At 64.4% G+C, this 15352-nt stretch carries 13 protein-coding genes and 1 pseudogene; 5 read left to right on the top strand and 9 right to left on the bottom strand.

Features of this window, described 5'->3' with window-relative positions:
• Positions 1-182 precede the first annotated feature (182 nt).
• Together AB3X89_RS05745 and AB3X89_RS05740 are read left to right on the top strand one after the other, a co-directional pair.
• Positions 183-773: a YSC84-related protein gene (locus AB3X89_RS05745; RefSeq protein WP_176106616.1), complete on the top strand. Its 591-nt coding sequence runs from the start codon at positions 183-185 to the stop codon at positions 771-773.
• Between the two features lie 326 nt (positions 774-1099).
• Positions 1100-1911: pseudogene (locus tag AB3X89_RS05740) on the top strand (SulP family inorganic anion transporter); the annotation flags it as partial.
• A gap of 70 nt (positions 1912-1981) precedes the next feature.
• On the opposite strand, the gene AB3X89_RS05735 reads toward AB3X89_RS05740, so the two are convergent.
• Together AB3X89_RS05735 and AB3X89_RS05730 are read right to left on the bottom strand one after the other, a co-directional pair.
• Complete coding sequence (locus AB3X89_RS05735; protein ID WP_368582275.1) at positions 1982-3541, bottom strand: methyl-accepting chemotaxis protein; 1560 nt, start codon at positions 3539-3541, stop codon at positions 1982-1984.
• 126 nt (positions 3542-3667) lie between these two features.
• Positions 3668-4207 (bottom strand): YbaK/EbsC family protein, encoded by a 540-nt coding sequence (locus tag AB3X89_RS05730; RefSeq protein WP_368582274.1) that lies wholly within the window; start codon positions 4205-4207, stop codon positions 3668-3670.
• Positions 4208-4400: 193 nt separating this feature from the next.
• Between AB3X89_RS05730 and AB3X89_RS05725 the strand changes: the two genes are divergently transcribed.
• Positions 4401-5672, top strand: a complete 1272-nt coding sequence (locus AB3X89_RS05725; protein ID WP_368582273.1) for a YhjD/YihY/BrkB family envelope integrity protein — start codon at positions 4401-4403, stop codon at positions 5670-5672.
• Between the two features lie 386 nt (positions 5673-6058).
• The gene (locus AB3X89_RS05720) at positions 6059-7249 is read left to right on the top strand and encodes a porin (RefSeq protein WP_368582272.1); all 1191 of its coding nucleotides are present in this window, start codon (positions 6059-6061) and stop codon (positions 7247-7249) included.
• A gap of 155 nt (positions 7250-7404) precedes the next feature.
• Here AB3X89_RS05720 and AB3X89_RS05715 read toward each other — a convergent pair whose 3' ends face one another.
• The 6 genes from AB3X89_RS05715 to AB3X89_RS05690 form a co-directional block, all read right to left on the bottom strand.
• Positions 7405-8277 (bottom strand): peptidase, encoded by an 873-nt coding sequence (locus AB3X89_RS05715; protein WP_368582271.1) that lies wholly within the window; start codon positions 8275-8277, stop codon positions 7405-7407.
• 118 nt (positions 8278-8395) lie between these two features.
• The gene (locus AB3X89_RS05710) at positions 8396-9196 is read right to left on the bottom strand and encodes a transglutaminase domain-containing protein (RefSeq protein WP_368582270.1); all 801 of its coding nucleotides are present in this window, start codon (positions 9194-9196) and stop codon (positions 8396-8398) included.
• 12 nt (positions 9197-9208) lie between these two features.
• On the bottom strand, positions 9209-10159 hold the full coding sequence (locus AB3X89_RS05705) for an alpha-E domain-containing protein (protein WP_368582269.1): 951 nt from the start codon (positions 10157-10159) through the stop codon (positions 9209-9211).
• A gap of 112 nt (positions 10160-10271) precedes the next feature.
• Positions 10272-11681 carry a circularly permuted type 2 ATP-grasp protein gene (locus tag AB3X89_RS05700; RefSeq protein ID WP_368582268.1) on the bottom strand — a complete coding sequence of 470 codons (1410 nt, stop codon included), beginning with the start codon at positions 11679-11681 and terminating at the stop codon, positions 10272-10274.
• A 411-nt stretch (positions 11682-12092) separates the two neighbouring features.
• Positions 12093-12545, bottom strand: coding sequence for an HU family DNA-binding protein (locus AB3X89_RS05695; RefSeq protein ID WP_013092256.1), 453 nt, complete (start codon positions 12543-12545; stop codon positions 12093-12095).
• A 375-nt stretch (positions 12546-12920) separates the two neighbouring features.
• Positions 12921-14408, bottom strand: coding sequence for a PLP-dependent aminotransferase family protein (locus AB3X89_RS05690; RefSeq protein WP_368582267.1), 1488 nt, complete (start codon positions 14406-14408; stop codon positions 12921-12923).
• Between the two features lie 118 nt (positions 14409-14526).
• Here AB3X89_RS05690 and AB3X89_RS05685 point away from each other — a divergent pair, with 118 nt between their 5' ends.
• On the top strand, positions 14527-14964 hold the full coding sequence (locus AB3X89_RS05685) for a carboxymuconolactone decarboxylase family protein (protein WP_368582266.1): 438 nt from the start codon (positions 14527-14529) through the stop codon (positions 14962-14964).
• Between the two features lie 27 nt (positions 14965-14991).
• On the opposite strand, the gene AB3X89_RS05680 is transcribed toward AB3X89_RS05685, so the two are convergent.
• Positions 14992-15291 carry a hypothetical protein gene (locus tag AB3X89_RS05680; protein ID WP_026228439.1) on the bottom strand — a complete coding sequence of 100 codons (300 nt, stop codon included), beginning with the start codon at positions 15289-15291 and terminating at the stop codon, positions 14992-14994.
• Positions 15292-15352 lie beyond the last annotated feature (61 nt).

The raw sequence follows: 15352 nt of genomic DNA, 5'->3' as shown, positions 1-15352 counted from the left end.
TAATGTCAGCTGTGACTGCTCGCGATGCGTGCGTCGCGCGTCGCGGCACGCCCGCTCAACGACAATCACCGCGCGCACGGAACCTCTCGTGCGCAAATGAGAACAAAGCAAAGCAAGGCGGGCGATTCGCCGCACTCTTCCATAACGTACAACATGCGTGAGAAACGCAAAGGAAAACAGTCATGCGCAGACGACAATTCATCATGACCGGCAGCGCTGCATTGGCCGTCGCGGGCCTGAGCCTCACCGGTTGCACGACGACTTCGCCGTCCTCGAACGCATCCCCGTCGGCCAATGCCGGCAAGCGCGACACGATCAACGCGGGCGTCGACTCGACGCTTGCGCGCCTCTACGAAAACGTCGACGGTTCGCGCGAGCTCGTTGCGAAAGCGCGCGGCGTGCTGGTGTTTCCGTCGGTGATCTCGGCCGGCTTCTGGGTCGGCGCGCAGTATGGTGAAGGGGCGATGCGCATCGGCGGCCGCACGGTCGGCTACTTCAGCACGGTCGCGGGCTCGTTCGGCTTGCAGATCGGCGCGCAGTCGAAGGCGCTCGTGTTTCTGTTCATGACGCAGGAAGCGCTCGACGAATTCATGCACAGCCAGGGTTGGGCGGTCGGCGCGAATGCGACCGTCGCCGTGCTGAAGGTCGGCGCGAACGGCGCGGTGGATTCCTCGACCGCAACGAGCCCGGTGCAGGCTTTCGTGCTGACCAACGGCGGTTTGATGGCCGGCGTGTCGCTCGAAGGCACGAAGGTGTCCCGGCTGATTATCTGAGTATCTGAGCGGAGCCTCCGCTCTTGCGGATTTGTGGTGCGAGCGCGCCGCGCGACTGCACGACAGATCCGCGCCGCGCGTTCAAACCATCGCGTTCCGCCCGCTTCGCCAGCGCCATTCATCGCGCTACGGAAAAATCCACGCCTTTCGCAAACCGTCCGTGTTCAGCGGACGTATCCTTCGCGCAGCCGCGCGCGTTGCCAAGCCCGTTCAGCGCAGCGCATGCAGGCCTCAGCATTGCGCTCGCGCGCCACCTCGTAAAACATGATCACCGCTAGTCCCGCTTCCGGTCGGCCCGCCTGGCTGTCCGGCATTCGCAGCAACGCCCGCTCGATCTCGAGACGCTGCGCATCATCCTGCCGTACGCGGTGCTGATTGCGATCGTCGGTCTGCTCGAAACGCTGCTGACCTTCAACCTGACCGACGAAATCACCGAAACGCGCGGTCAGCCGAATCGCGAATGCGTCGCCCTCGGCGCGGCGAATATCGCCTCGGGACTGTTCGGCGGCATGGGCGGTTGCGCGATGATCGGCCAGACCATGATCAACCTGAATTCGGGGGGACGTTCGCGGCTGTCGGGAATCGTCAGCGGCGTGATGATGCTGCTGTACATCCTGTTCCTGTCGCCGCTGATCGAGCGGATTCCGCTCGCGGCGCTGGTCGGCGTGATGTTTGTGGTCGCGCGGCAGACCTTCGCATGGGGCTCGCTGCGCGTGCTCGGCAAGGTGCCGCGCAACGACGCGCTCGTGATCGTCGCGGTCACGGTCATCACCGTATTTGCCGATCTCGCGATCGCGGTGATGTGCGGCATCGTGATCGCCGCGCTCAACTTCGCGTGGCAGCATGCGCGCGAAATTCACGCGCCCGCGGAGGATCGCGCGGGCCATAAGACCTACGTGCCGCGCGGCACGCTGTTTTTCGCGTCGACGACGCGCTTTCACGAGCTGTTCGATCCCGCGCGAGACCCGGCGAGCGTGACTGTCGATTGCAGTCACCCCTGCTCGCCGATCATTCGGCGCTCGCCGCGTTGCAGGGGCTGGCCGAGCGCTATCGCAACGCGGGCAAAGAGTTGCGGATGCAGAACCTGTCGGAGCGCAACCGCCAATTGTTGAGCCGCGCGGGAATCGGCTTCGCGTGACACACGCACCGCGTTGCGAGCGGGCGTGCGGTGAATGCTCGCGCGTGCGTCGGCAACGCGGCCTGGCGCTTTAGCGCTGCTCCGGCAACTTGAACACCGAGATCGCCGCCGACAATTGGCTGGTCTGCGTCTTCAGCACATCGGCGGACGCGCTCGCTTCCTCGACGAGCGCCGCATTCTGCTGCGTCGTCTGATCCATGCTCGCGACAGCGATGTTGACCTGCTCGATGCCCGAGGTCTGCTCGACCGACGCCGCGCTGATCTCGCCCATGATGTCGTTGACACGACGTACGGCCTGCACGACTTCCTGCATCGTGTCGCCCGCGAGTCCGACATGTTCCGAACCGCCCGCGATCTGCGCGGCCGATTCCTCGATCAGCGCCTTGATCTCCTTCGCGGCCGCCGCGCTGCGTTGCGCGAGCGTACGCACTTCGCCCGCGACCACCGCGAAACCGCGGCCCTCCTCGCCCGCGCGCGCCGCCTCGACGGCCGCGTTCAACGCGAGGATGTTGGTCTGAAACGCAATCCCTTCGATCACGCCGATGATGTCGCCGATCCGGTGCGACGACTGTGAAATCCCGCGCATCGTGTCGATCACCTGACCGACCACCGCGCCGCCGCGCGCCGCGGTCTCAGACGCGTTGTGCGCGAGCTGGCTCGCCTGCTTCGCGTTGTCGGCGTTCTGACGCACGGTCGCGGTGATCTGCTCCATGCTCGACGCGGTCTCGCCGAGCGCAGCCGCCTGCTGCTCGGTCCGGCGCGACAGATCCGAATTGCCCGCGGCGATCTCGTTGGATACCGACGAAATCAGCGTCGCGCCGCCGCGAATCTGCTCGATCGCCTGCGCGAGACGCTGCTGCATCCGTTTCATCGCCGCGAGCAGGCTGGTACTGTCGCCGGTCTTCGTGTCGACGATCACGTCGAGGTCGCCGTCCGCGATTCGCGACGCGATCTGCACCGCGTACGCCGGTTCGCCGCCAAGCTGACGCAGAATACTGCGCACGATCACGCCGATCACCAGCGACACGAGCGCGCAAAGCACCAGCGCCGCGATCACGTATTGCGCGAGGGTGCGGTAGAACACCGCCTCGATGTCGTCCGTGTACACGCCGGTGACGATGGTCCAGTCCCACGGCTTGTAAAGCCGCATGTAGTTGCTCTTCGGCGCGAGCTGGTTGGTGCCGGGCTTCGGGAACATCAGATGGACGAATGCCTCGCCTTCGCGCTGCGTCTGCTCGGAACCCTCCTTGAACACATGGCGGCCGTCGGGATCGGTGACGGTGCTCATGTCCTTGCCGACGAGGTCGGCGCGCGTGGCATGCATCAGCACGCGCGCGCGGCTGTCTTCGAGCACGAGATAGCCGCCGGCACCGTCGTAGCGCATTGCGCGCAGGTCGTCCATCGCGGCGCGCTGCGCGTCGGCGAGCGGCATCGTGCCGGCCGCGGCGAGCGCGTTGTAGCGATCGAGCACGCTGTACGCGATGCTGACCACGTTTTTCAGCTCGTCCTCGCGATCGGCGATCATCGTGTCGCGCGTCTTGTATGCACCCCACAGGCCGATCGCCAGAATGCCCATGCACATCACCGCGAGCGCGAGCCACAGCCGCACCTTCAGGCGAAACCGTTCCATCTTCCGTATCCCTTGTCGTGGTTCGCGGTTGTCGGCGCGAGCGGACAGCCGCAAACGTTTCATGTCGTTGTCGGGATTAACGGCGCGACGGCGGAAAACTTCAGTGCTGCTTCAAGGTTGCGGGCTTCAGTCCGCCGGCAGCGTCAGCGCCGCCACCTCGCAGCGCGGCCATTGCCGCAGCACGTCGGGCGACATCAGCAGCTTGGCCGCGCGCACGCCGGCGCCCATCACGATCTGCGCACGGTCCATCACCGCGGCGTCGACCAACACGCGCCAGTCGGCCGGCAGACCAAAGGCGGTAATGCCGCCGAACTCCATCCGGCTATGCTCGACCGCGGCCTCGCGCTTCGCGAACGACAGCCGCTGTGCGCCGAGCGCGGCCTTCACCGCGCCGTTGATGTCGAGCCGCCGCGAGCCGAGCGACACCAGCGCCGCGTAGTGCTCGCCACCGTCTTTCTTGTAGCGGATCACGATCGTGTTCGCGCAGTCTTCGAGGCCGAAGCCATAGCGCGCGCTGAATGCTGCGGTGTCGGAGGCGTCGTCGGTAACGGCGAACACCGTGATGCCGTGCGCCGGCAATTGTTCGATGACATGCGCGGGCAGATGCGCGCTCCACTGGTCGCGCTCGATGACGTCCAGTTGCCGTACGAGTTCGTGCGAATGCATGATGAGCGGAAAGGTGACATTAACCCGCTGCATTCTAGCGGTACGGGCGGGCGGCCGCGGAGCGGGCCATCGAAGCAGGCCATGAAAACAGGCCGTGAAGCTCACCGCTTAACTTGTATAGTGACGGGCACGAGGTTTGCGCAAAGCGACAAGGCAAACACCGTGAAAGCGCCGTCACGATTCAGACACGATCATGGACATCGATACCCTTTCTCGCGAGAACCTCCAGCAGGCCGCGCGTCACCAGGCCAATTGGGCGATGGGCGCACTTCGGCAGTTCACGGAGAACCGCTGTCTGGAGATGGCGGCGAGCATCGCGTTCTATGCGGCGTTTTCGCTCGCGCCGACGCTCGTGATGGTGATCGCGGTGGCCGGCTGGTTCTTCGGCCCGGCGGCCGCGCGCGGCGAGCTGTTCGGCCACATCAACGGCCTGATCGGCGACCAGGCGGCGGCCGGCGTGCAGACGATCGTCGAGAACGCGCATCACGCGGGCGCCAAAGGGGGCATCGCGACGATCATTTCGTTCTCGCTGCTGGCGATCGGCGCGTCGGCGACGTTCTCGTCGCTGAACAGCGCGCTCAATATAGTATGGCCCTACACCGGGCCGCGCTCGGCCAGCTGGCTCGCGCTCGTGCGGGTACGGCTGATTTCGTTCGGACTCGTGCTCGGCGTCGCGTTCCTGCTGATCGTGTCGCTGGTGCTCGATACGGTCATCGCCTTTATCGGCGAGTGGCTGTGGGGCGACTCGCCCTATGTCGTGATCGGCAATCTGCTGCAGCTCGGCGTCGGGCTGCTCGTGCTGATGTTCGCATTCGCCGCACTGCTGAAGTTCCTGCCCGACGCTCGGGTGCTGTGGCGCGATGCGCTGGTGGGCGGCGTCGTCGCGGCCGTGCTGTTCACCGGCGGCAGAAAGCTGTTCGCGCTCTATCTCGCGCATGCGGGAATGGCCAGCGCGTTCGGCGCGGCCGGCTCGCTCGCGGTGCTACTAATGTGGCTGTACTTCTCGGCGCTGGTGCTGCTGCTTGGCGCGGAGTTCTCGGCGGCGCGCGGCAGGCTGCACGATCCGCGCGGCGGCTGGGGCATGCAGGGGGAAGCGCCGCCGGGCAGCCGCGCGAAGCTTGCGTCGGTGTTGGCGGCATCGACCGTCGCGGGGAACGCCGTTTCGTCGGCTCGCACGGCTGTGCGTGTTGCAAGCCAAACGACCGCGCCGCTGCCGCCGTCAGGGATCGAGGCGGCAGCGCCAAAGCGCTCTGCGCATGAAACCGCGGTCGACGTCACGCGCAAGGTGCTCGACGTCGAAGCGCAAGCCACCCGTCTCGCGGCGTCGGCCATCGTCGAAGCGCGCCGCCAGGCGACGGCCGCCGACCGCTACGTGCGACGCAACCCGTGGACCTCGGTGCTGCTCGCGGCCGCCGCGGGACTCACGGCCGCGGTCATGGCGCGCCGTGGCGCCGATAGGCGCTGAAACGCGTTGCGCCGTCAAACCGCTCGACGACGCTTGGACACAACGCGGTCCTTCTGTCCAGCCTGTCTAGTCATTTCGCCGGCTGTTTCTTTATGTTTTCACTACAAGGTCGAGCGGACGGGTAGACGACTAGATTACATTTAGCATGCAAATCGATGCCGAAAGTGCGTTAAGTCACCCCGTCACTATCAACAAATCAACAATAATGCGCATCAGACCAATAAATGTTGCGCAAATAGAAATAATCGTTGATGGACTGTAAATACAAGGGTTTGCCTCGATTGTCAGTTTTTGGCGACACTCTTTTTTTTCCGTTTCTACCGGGCGGATGCGCTGAGCTATTCTGCTTTCCGCAACAACGAACAATCATCTGCGTGGAGAAATGGATGAAACGAATCGCACTGTCTACCCTCTCGCTGGCGCTCCTCGGCGTCGCCGGTGTCGCACACGCGCAAAGCAGCGTGACCCTGTATGGCGTGCTGGATGAGTCGATCCAGTACGTGAACAACGCTACGCCGAAGGGCGGCAGCCTCGTTCAACTGTTTGGCGGCAACATCCAAGGTAACCGTTTCGGCCTGAAGGGCACGGAAGACCTGGGCGGCGGCCTGAAGGCAATTTTCCAGTTGGAAAACGGCTTTGACATCAACACCGGCAAGCTGCAGCAAGGTGGCTCGATGTTCGGTCGTCAGGCTTACGTCGGTTTGACGGGCGACGTCTGGGGCACGTTCACGGCTGGTCGTCAGTACGACCCGCTGGTCGACATGGTCCAGCCGCTGACGGGCGACAACTACTTCGGTAGCACATTCGCTACGCCGGGCGACGTCGACAACAACGACAACAGCTTCCGCGTCATCAATTCGCTGAAGTACGTGTCGCCTGTCTGGTCGGGCTTCCAGATCGAAGGTCTGTATGCTCTGGGCGGCGTCGCAGGCGCGACGGGTTCGGGCCAGACGTGGTCGGGCGCAGCAACGTATGCAACGGGTCCGTTCAGCATCGCTGCTGGCTACCTGCATGCAAGCAATGCCAATTCGCCGGCTACGCGTGCGGCTAATAGCGGCTGGGCAGGTACGGCAGCGCCGGGCGCCACGTTTGACTCCAACTTCCCGGCCAACGCCGGCATCAACTCGGCTTACGCTGCATCGAAGTCGATCGGCATCGCGTCGGTCGCGGTTCAGTACGTGACGGGCCCGTGGACCGGCAACCTGTCGTACAGCAACGCACAATACCGTCCGGACGCAAGCTCGGGCTTCACGACGACCCAGAAGTACGAAGTGGGTCGTGCGTACCTGGGCTACCAGGTCACGCCGGCAGCACTGGTGGGTATTGGCTACGCCTACACGAAGGGTCACGGCGACGCATCCGCAACGTATAACCAAGTGTCGCTGGGCGGCGATTACAACCTCTCGAAGCGCACGGACTTCTACCTGGTCGGCGCATGGCAGCACGCAAGCGGCGAACAGCGTGTACCGGGCACCAGTACCCTTCAATCGGCTACGGCTTCGATCGGTTCGTATGGCAACCAGTCGAGCACCAACAACCAGGTCATGGTCAGCCTCGGTATCCGCCACAAGTTCTAATCGGACTTCGAGTCGGACCTGCTACGCAGCTGACGAGCTGCGTAGCCAGAGACCACAAACCAGCCAGAGGCGATGCCGATGGCTGGTTTTTTTTCGTCCCGAGATTCTGGTGGCGGGTTCGGACGAGCTTGGCGCGCGCCCCGAACCCAATACGGCTAGCGCCGCTGCGCCTTCCCTTTATCGGCTTGCGCGAGAATCTGCGCGGGCGGCACATCGTGCTCATGCTCGACGCCATCGGCGCCGACCGGCGCGCGATATAGCACCAGCGCCCGCTCCGGATGCAGCGACGGCGCATCCAGCGACAGCTGCCAGTCCGGATCGGGAATCTCGGCGAAAACCTGGCGCAAACGCTCGCCCCACGTGCGATGAATCATGTCGAAGTACGCGTTGTCGCGATCGATCGACACGAACCGCGTGACGCGCAGCGCATCCTTCTCGTACACCAGCAGATCGAGCGGCAAGCCCACCGACAGGTTCGAGCGCAGCGTCGAGTCCATCGAGATCAGCGCGGACTTCGCGGCCTCGTCGAGCGGTGTGGACGGCGTCAGCACGCGGTCGATGATCGGCTTGCCGTACTTCGATTCGCCGATCTGGAAGTACGGATTCACCGCCGACGCCTCGATGAAATTGCCCGCCGCGTAGATCATGAAAAGCCGCATGCGGTTGCCCGCGATCTGGCCGCCGAGAATGAAGCTGCAATTGAAGTCGACGCCGAACTTCTGCAGCGCTGCCGCTTCGCGCTCGTGCACGCGGCGCACCGCGCTGCCGACCACGCGCGCGGCGTCGGCCATCGTCGGCACGCTCCATAGCGTCGGCTCGCCGGCATCGGCGGGCTCGGACAGCTCGTGCAGCACCGCCTGGGTGATCGACAGATTGCCGGCACCCAGCAGCACCAGCATGCGTTCGCCGGGTTGCTCGAACACCGACATCTTGCGCGCGGTACTGATGTGATCCACGCCCGCATTGGTACGCGTATCGGACAGGAATACGAGACCGTCGTTGACGGCCATCGCTACGCAGTAAGTCATAACGAATCCGCAGAACGCGAGGGAACGGACCTATTGTAATGCGGCGCACGGGCGCCTTTTATCCGTGTTTACGGCCTTTTTTATGGCCTTTTTCGCAGCCTTTAGCGTTGCAACGCGGCTACTGCGACATCTGCGTGCTGACCGCCACCGCCACGTGAAGCTCCTCTTCGAGCCCGCCGATGCGCCGGCCGCGCACCGGTGCGGCCGCCTCATAGTCGCGCGCCACAGCGAGGCGGCAATAGATCTCGCTGGCAAACCCGGCGTGCGTGACGTCGAGCGATATCCAGCCTTTGCCTTCGAGCCAGACGTCGACCCACGCATGACTCGCGCCATGCGGCACGTCGCCGGGTTCGATATAACCGCTCACGTAGCGCGCCGGCACGCCGCGCGCGCGGCAGCACGCGAGCATCAAATGCGCATGGTCCTGGCACACGCCGTTGCCGAGCGCGAGCGCCTCGGCGGCCGTGCTCGTGACCTCGGTCACGCCGGGCCGGTATTGCACGCGCTGCACGATCTGCTCGGCAAGCGCAATCAGGCTTGCCGGACTCGCCAGATTCGCCACCGATTCCGCCAGCTCGCGAATCGCGCCATCGGCTTCGGTCAGACGGGTCGCGCAGGTGAAATGCTCGAGCGGAATCGGGCCGGGCGGATCGTGCAGCACCCCGTCGACGAGCGGCATTGTGTCCACCTCGCCCGACACGCGCAGATGAATCTCGTCGTGCGGCTTGTTGATGACGAGCGTATGCAGCACGTTGCCGTAGGCGTCGAGTGTGGCGTCCAGCTTGCCCGGCGCGTCGATGCTCCAGCGCCGCACGGTCTGCCCGGCGCCGCTCGAGGGCGTCAGGCGCAACTGCTGGATCGAATAGTGAACCGTCGCTTCGTAGCGGTAAGAGGTGTCGTGGCGGATCGTCAGGTACATGAGAAAACTCCGTCAGGCCACTGGCAGCATCAGATAAGTACGCGCCACCAGATTGCCCAGCTCGAACACGCGAGCGAGGAACTGCGTCAGATAGCCATGCAAACCGGTTTCGAAAATCTGCCGGATGTCGGCATAGAGCAGCTCGGCGCGCAGCTTGCCGGCGAAGCGCTCGCACTGGTTCGAGCCCGACGTGCGCAGCATCGCGAGATTGCTGCACACGCCGTCCAGCGAGGCGAGCAGCGAGCGCGGCATCTGCTGATTGAGGATCATCAGCTCGACGACGCGCGCGGGCGTCACGACGTCGCGATACACCTTGCGATAGATTTCGAGCGCCGACACCGAGCTCAGGATCGAGGTCCAGTAATAGAAGTCCTCCAGCTGGCGCGCGGCGTCGCGCGAGTTCGGCTCGACGTTCGCGAAACGCACATCGAGAATCCGCGCGGTATTGTCGGCTCGCTCGAGATAGGTGCCTAGCTGTGTGAAGAAGAACGCGTCGTCCTGCAGCGCGGTGCCGATCGTCACGCCACGCGACAGATGCGAGCGGAACTTGACCCATTCGAACAACGAGCCCGGATTGCTCGCGGCCTGCCCGCTCGCAAGCCGCTCGTTGAATTCGAGCCACGTGTCGTTGATGGTTTCCCACCACTCGGTCGTCAGCGTGCCGCGCACCGCGCGGGCGTTTTCGCGCGCGGCCTGCAGGCATGAATGAATGCTCGACGGATTGCTCGCGTCGGCGACCATGAAGTCGAGCACGTGCTCGAGCGTCGGTTCGTCGTAACGCTGCGCGAAGGCGCTTTCGAGCTCGGAGATGCGCAGCACCGAGCGCTGCGCGCGAGCCTCCTGTTCGGGCGTCTGCGGCAGCAGTTGCGCCTTCAGGTTGATGTCGAGCATGCGCGCGGTGTTCTCCGCGCGCTCCATATAGCGGGCCATCCAGAAGAGGTGATCGGCGGTTCGGCTAAGCATGACGGCGTTCCATGTCTGTGATCTGAACGCGCGAGGCCTTCGTCGGCGACGAAAGTCCGCGCTGGTTATCCGTTGAGCGACGGCGGCGCACGCGCATTGCGTGCCGCGCGCATCAGTCGACCATCCAGGTATCCTTGGTCCCGCCTCCCTGCGATGAATTGACGACGAGCGAGCCCTGCTGCAGCGCGACGCGCGTGAGACCGCCCGCCACCATCGTGGTGCTCTTGCCCGACAGCACGAACGGCCGCAGGTCGATATGGCGCGGCGCGATGCCCGCTTCGACGAAGGTCGGACACGCGGACAGCGCCAGCGTCGGCTGCGCGATATAACCGGCCGGACGCGCGATCAGCCGCTCGCGGAAGGCCTCGACCTCGGCCTTCGTCGCGGCAGGGCCGACCAGCATCCCGTAGCCTCCCGCGCCGTGCACTTCCTTGACCACCAGCTCCGGCAGATGCGCGAGCGTATAGGCGAGGTCCTCGGGATTGCGGCACTGATAGGTCGGCACGTTGTTCAGAATCGGCTTTTCGCCGAGATAGAACTCGATCATGCCTGGCACGTACGGGTAGATCGATTTGTCGTCGGCGATGCCGGTGCCCATCGCATTCGCGAGCGCGACGCGGCCGGCGCGATATGCGGTCAGCAGACCCGGCACGCCGAGCGCGGAGTCGGCGCGAAACGCGAGCGGATCGAGAAAGTCGTCGTCGACGCGCCGGTAGATCACGTCGACGCGCTTCGGTCCCTGGGTGGTGCGCATGAACACGTAGTTGTCGTCGACGAACAGATCCTTGCCTTCGACGAGCTCGACGCCCATCTGCTGCGCGAGGAACGTATGCTCGAAATACGCGGAGTTGTACATGCCCGGCGTCAGCACGACGACGACCGGATCGTCGACGCCTTCCGGCGCGACCGAGCGCAGCGTATCGAGCAGCAGATCGGGGTAATGCGCGACCGGCGCGATGCGGTTCTGCACGAACAGTTCGGGGAAGAGCCGCATCATCATCTTGCGGTTTTCGAGCATGTACGACACGCCCGACGGCACACGCAGATTGTCTTCGAGTACGTAGAACTCGCCTTCGTCGCCGGCGCGCACCACGTCGACGCCGGCGATATGCGCGTAAACACCGAGCGGCACGTCGACGCCCTGCATCTCCGGACGATACTGCGCGTTGGTATAGACCTGCTCGGCCGGCACGATGCCCGCGCGCACGATGTTGCGATCGTGATAGACGTCGTGGATGAACAGATTGAGAGCCTGCACGCGCTGTCGCAAACCCGCTTCGAGCGTCTGCCATTCGCCGCGCGGAATGATGCGCGGAATCAGATCGAAGGGGATCAGCCGCTCGGTGCCGGACAGGTCGCCGTTCACCGCGAACGTGATGCCGACGCGCCTGAACAGCAGGTCCGCTTCCGCGCGCTTGCGTGCGATCGCTTCGTTGCCCTGGCTATCCAACCATCGCTCGAAGCGCGCGTAATGCGGCCGTACGCCATCGTCGTGATAGCGCATCTCGTCATAGCATCGCATGTCAGCCCCAGTCTTGTTTGTCGAATAAAGGCGAATGCGCTGCGCATTCGGTATTCGACCTTGATCAAGCAAGCGTTATGCCATTGAATATGTCGTGATGATGCGCGTCGACGTGCACGCTAGCGGCGCATCCGCAGGGCGTCGAATTGCGTTGATCGTACTGTCGTGGATCATGATGCGCCAGTCAGGTGCGCGCGCGCCATCAGGGAGCACACTATGAGAGTCGCGCCCGCCGTTTCGCCAATGGGTGCGATGAGCGCTACGCAGCGAGCGCATAAAAAAAGTCCCCGCGGATTCTCACCCACGGGGACTTCGATCACCTGCATGCAGGCGCTTTTTCACGCCCTCAAACGTCAGGCATGGTTAAGCACAACCGCGCCATGCCGACGCATGAGCGTGAGCGCAACGCGCTTAGGCAGCCGCTGCGTCCTTCAGCTTCTTCAGCGCGCGTGCCTTGATGCGCACGCTTGCCGGCTTGGCCGGGAACCAGCGCTCTTCACCCGTGAACGGATCTTTGCCGAAGCGCTTCTTCTTCGCCGGCACAGCCTGCACGACGATCTTCAGCAGACCCGACAGCGTGAATTCGCCAGCGCCTTTCTTATGCACCGTGCCGAGGATCGTGTCTTCGAGCGCGGCCAGCACAGCCTTGGCGGTCTTCGGTTCCACTGCAGCACGTTCAGCGATGTGAGCTGCCAACGAGGCCTTCGTGAAGGTGTCCTTGATCGGCGTCGGTGCGCCAGACGCCTTCACGGCGACCTTCTTGGCTGCGACGGCTTTCTTCGCAGGGACTTTCTTTGCAGCAACCTTCTTGGTCGGTACCGGGGCAGCAGCCTTCTTGGCCACCTTTTTTGCGGAAGTCGGCATGTTTCTCCTACCTGTTGTGGTCAGTGAATTGCTCGAAGCGCACACCGTATGCGCACGCTTCAACGCCGGATTCTACAAGCGCTAAAGCGATTTGCGCGACTCTTTTATGTATTGCGATGAAGTTTTTTGCGTGGCGCCAACGGTCCAACACGTTTTAGCACCTGTTTTAGCGGCTAAAACGTGTGCCGCGAGGTCTTCAACATGCAGGAGTAACGCTCGTTACAGTTCGTTTCGGCGGCGGTTTCGAGGCGGTCGTGGCGAGGCGGGCTGGTGTTTTCGTCCCTTGAATCAAGGCATTTTCTTCGTTTGACACGTCAAGCAACGCAACCCCGACGCTGCGACGATGCCTACGCCTTGCTTGCGCCGGGTTCCGTTTCAGCGTGCGATGCGCGGCAGGATGCCGGCGAGCTTCGTCAGCGCCGTGTCGATATGCTCGGCCGCGATGCTGCCATAGCCGAACATCAGCCCAGGCTGCGGTGTCACGCGATGGTGAAATGGCGCGAGTCCATAGAGGCCGATCGACGCTTCACGCGCGGCGGCCACGAGCGCCTCTTCGCCGAGCGACGCCAACGGCTCCTTCAGCCGCGCCGCCAGATGGATGCCGGCAGTCGGCACGATCGGTTCGAACCAGCGCGCGAGGTCGCCTTGCAGATGCTCGAGCAGCATCGCGCGGCGCGCCGCATAAGCCTTGTGCATGCGCCGTAGATGACGCGCGAAGTCGCCATTGAGCATGAACGCCGCGAGCGCCGTCTGCGTCAGCGTGCAGCCGTGACAATCGGCGATCTGCCGCGCCTTCAGCAGCGGGCCGTGCAACGACGCCGGCGGCACCAGGTAGCCGATGCGCAGCTCGGGGAAGATCGTCTTCGAAAACGTGCCGACATAGGCGACGAGACCGGCGCGATCGAGGCTCTTCAGCGGCTCCATCGGCCGGCCCTCGAAACGGTACTCGCAGTCGTAGTCGTCCTCGATGATGACCGCGCCACGCTTTTGCGCCCATTCGAGCAGTTCGACGCGACGCTCGAGGCTCATCGGCATGCCGAGCGGAAACTGATGCGATGGCGTCACGTAGACGAGCCGCGCCTTGTCCGGCAGCTTGCCGACGATCAGGCCTTCGTTATCGACCGGAACCGGCACCACGCGCGCGCCCGTCACCGTGAAGCAGGCATGCGCGGGTGGGTAGCCGGGGTCTTCGATGGCCGCGATGTCGCCGGGCCGCAACGTGATGCGCGCGATCAGATCGAGCGCGTGCTGCGCGCCCTGCGTGACGATCACGTCGTCCCAGTTGCTCGACACCGCGCGATTGAAGGCGAGGTAGCGCGAAATTGCGAGCCGCAGCTGCTGCTCACCGGCGGCCTCGCGATAGGTGCCGGGGCTGCGCGCCTGGCCGCGTAGCGCGTGATTCACGCAGCGGCGCCAGACGTCGAAGGGAAACAGCGTCTTGTCGGTCGCGCCGCCGATGAAGTCGAGCGGCGACGGCACCGACGGCCGCGGCAACGGCAGACTGTCGGGCATCTGTTCCCACAGCGGCTGCGCGCGTGCGGCGGCTTTCGCTTGCGCGGCGTCCCGCTCGCGCGACCGAGCCGCCGCGCGCGCCTGCGCGGAGCGCTGGGCGGGCAGCCGTTCGAGCCCGTCGGCGACGAAGGTGCCCGAACCGGCGCGCGCGCTCAGGTAGCCTTCGGACAGCAGCCGCTCGAAAACATCGAGCGTGGTCTTGCGCGACACGCCGAGCTGGGTCGCGAGATCGCGTGTGGACGGCAGACGCGTGCCGCCGGCGAGCCGCCCTTCGAGAATGCCCGCGCGCAACTGCCGATAAATCTGTCCGGACAGATCGTGATGGCCTTCGACCGCGATGTGAATGTCCATTCGGGTGGTTACCTCAAATAACGGCGAAATGGTTATTTCGAACGACCAGTGCCGAACGTAAGCTTACCTCCACGGACGCCCATCTGGACGCCCCTCGCACACTCACCAGGACTCTCTGATGCAAGCACGTCTCGACTTCTACAAGGCCAGCCCGAGCGGCACGCGCGCGATGCTCGCGCTCGAGGAAACGATCGGCAAGAGCACGATCGACAAGACGCTCGCCGAACTCGTGCGGATTCGCGCGTCGCAGCTGAACGGCTGCGCGTTCTGCCTCGACATGCACGTGAGCGACGCGCGCAAGCACGGCGAAACCGAACGGCGTCTCGCGACGGTGGCCGCGTGGCGCGAAGCGCCGTTTTTCACCGCGCGCGAACGCGCGGCGCTCGAATGGACAGAGGCGGTGACGCTGATCGCGCAAACGCGCGTACCGGATACGGTATGGGAAACAGTGAAGCCGCATTTCAGCGAGCAGGAAATCAGCGACCTGACGCTGCTGATCGTTGCGATCAACGGCTGGAACCGGATTGCGGTGTCGTTCAGGAAGATGCCGGAGTAAGCGGCGCGCCCTGGCAGTCGCGAGGCTTCAGAAGATCACGGAAACCGCCACCGCGAGCCAGATCGAGGTCACGCCCGCGAGAAACAGATGCCGCGCGATCCGCACGCGCGAGTCGCTGTTCTCCGGCTCGACGGGACTCGTCGCCATCCACGGCACGAGGCCGAGGCACGCGAAGCCGGCCAGCGCGAGCACGAAGACTACGATGTCGGCCTTGTGCCAGGCGGTCGGCTCATACATGCCCCAGTAGCCGAGAAACACGATGCCGATCGAGAACACGGTCGCGGAAGCGGCGCTGAGCGCGGGCACCGATCCAGTGGGAGTCGGCATGCTTGACCTCCGATCGTCAGGTTGCGGCGGCGCTCATGCGCGGCGCGCCGTTCGCCCGGTC

Source organism: Paraburkholderia sp. BR14320 (assembly GCF_040948665.1).
Lineage (GTDB): Bacteria > Pseudomonadota > Gammaproteobacteria > Burkholderiales > Burkholderiaceae > Paraburkholderia > Paraburkholderia youngii.
This window is presented reverse-complemented; position numbering and strand designations above follow the sequence as displayed.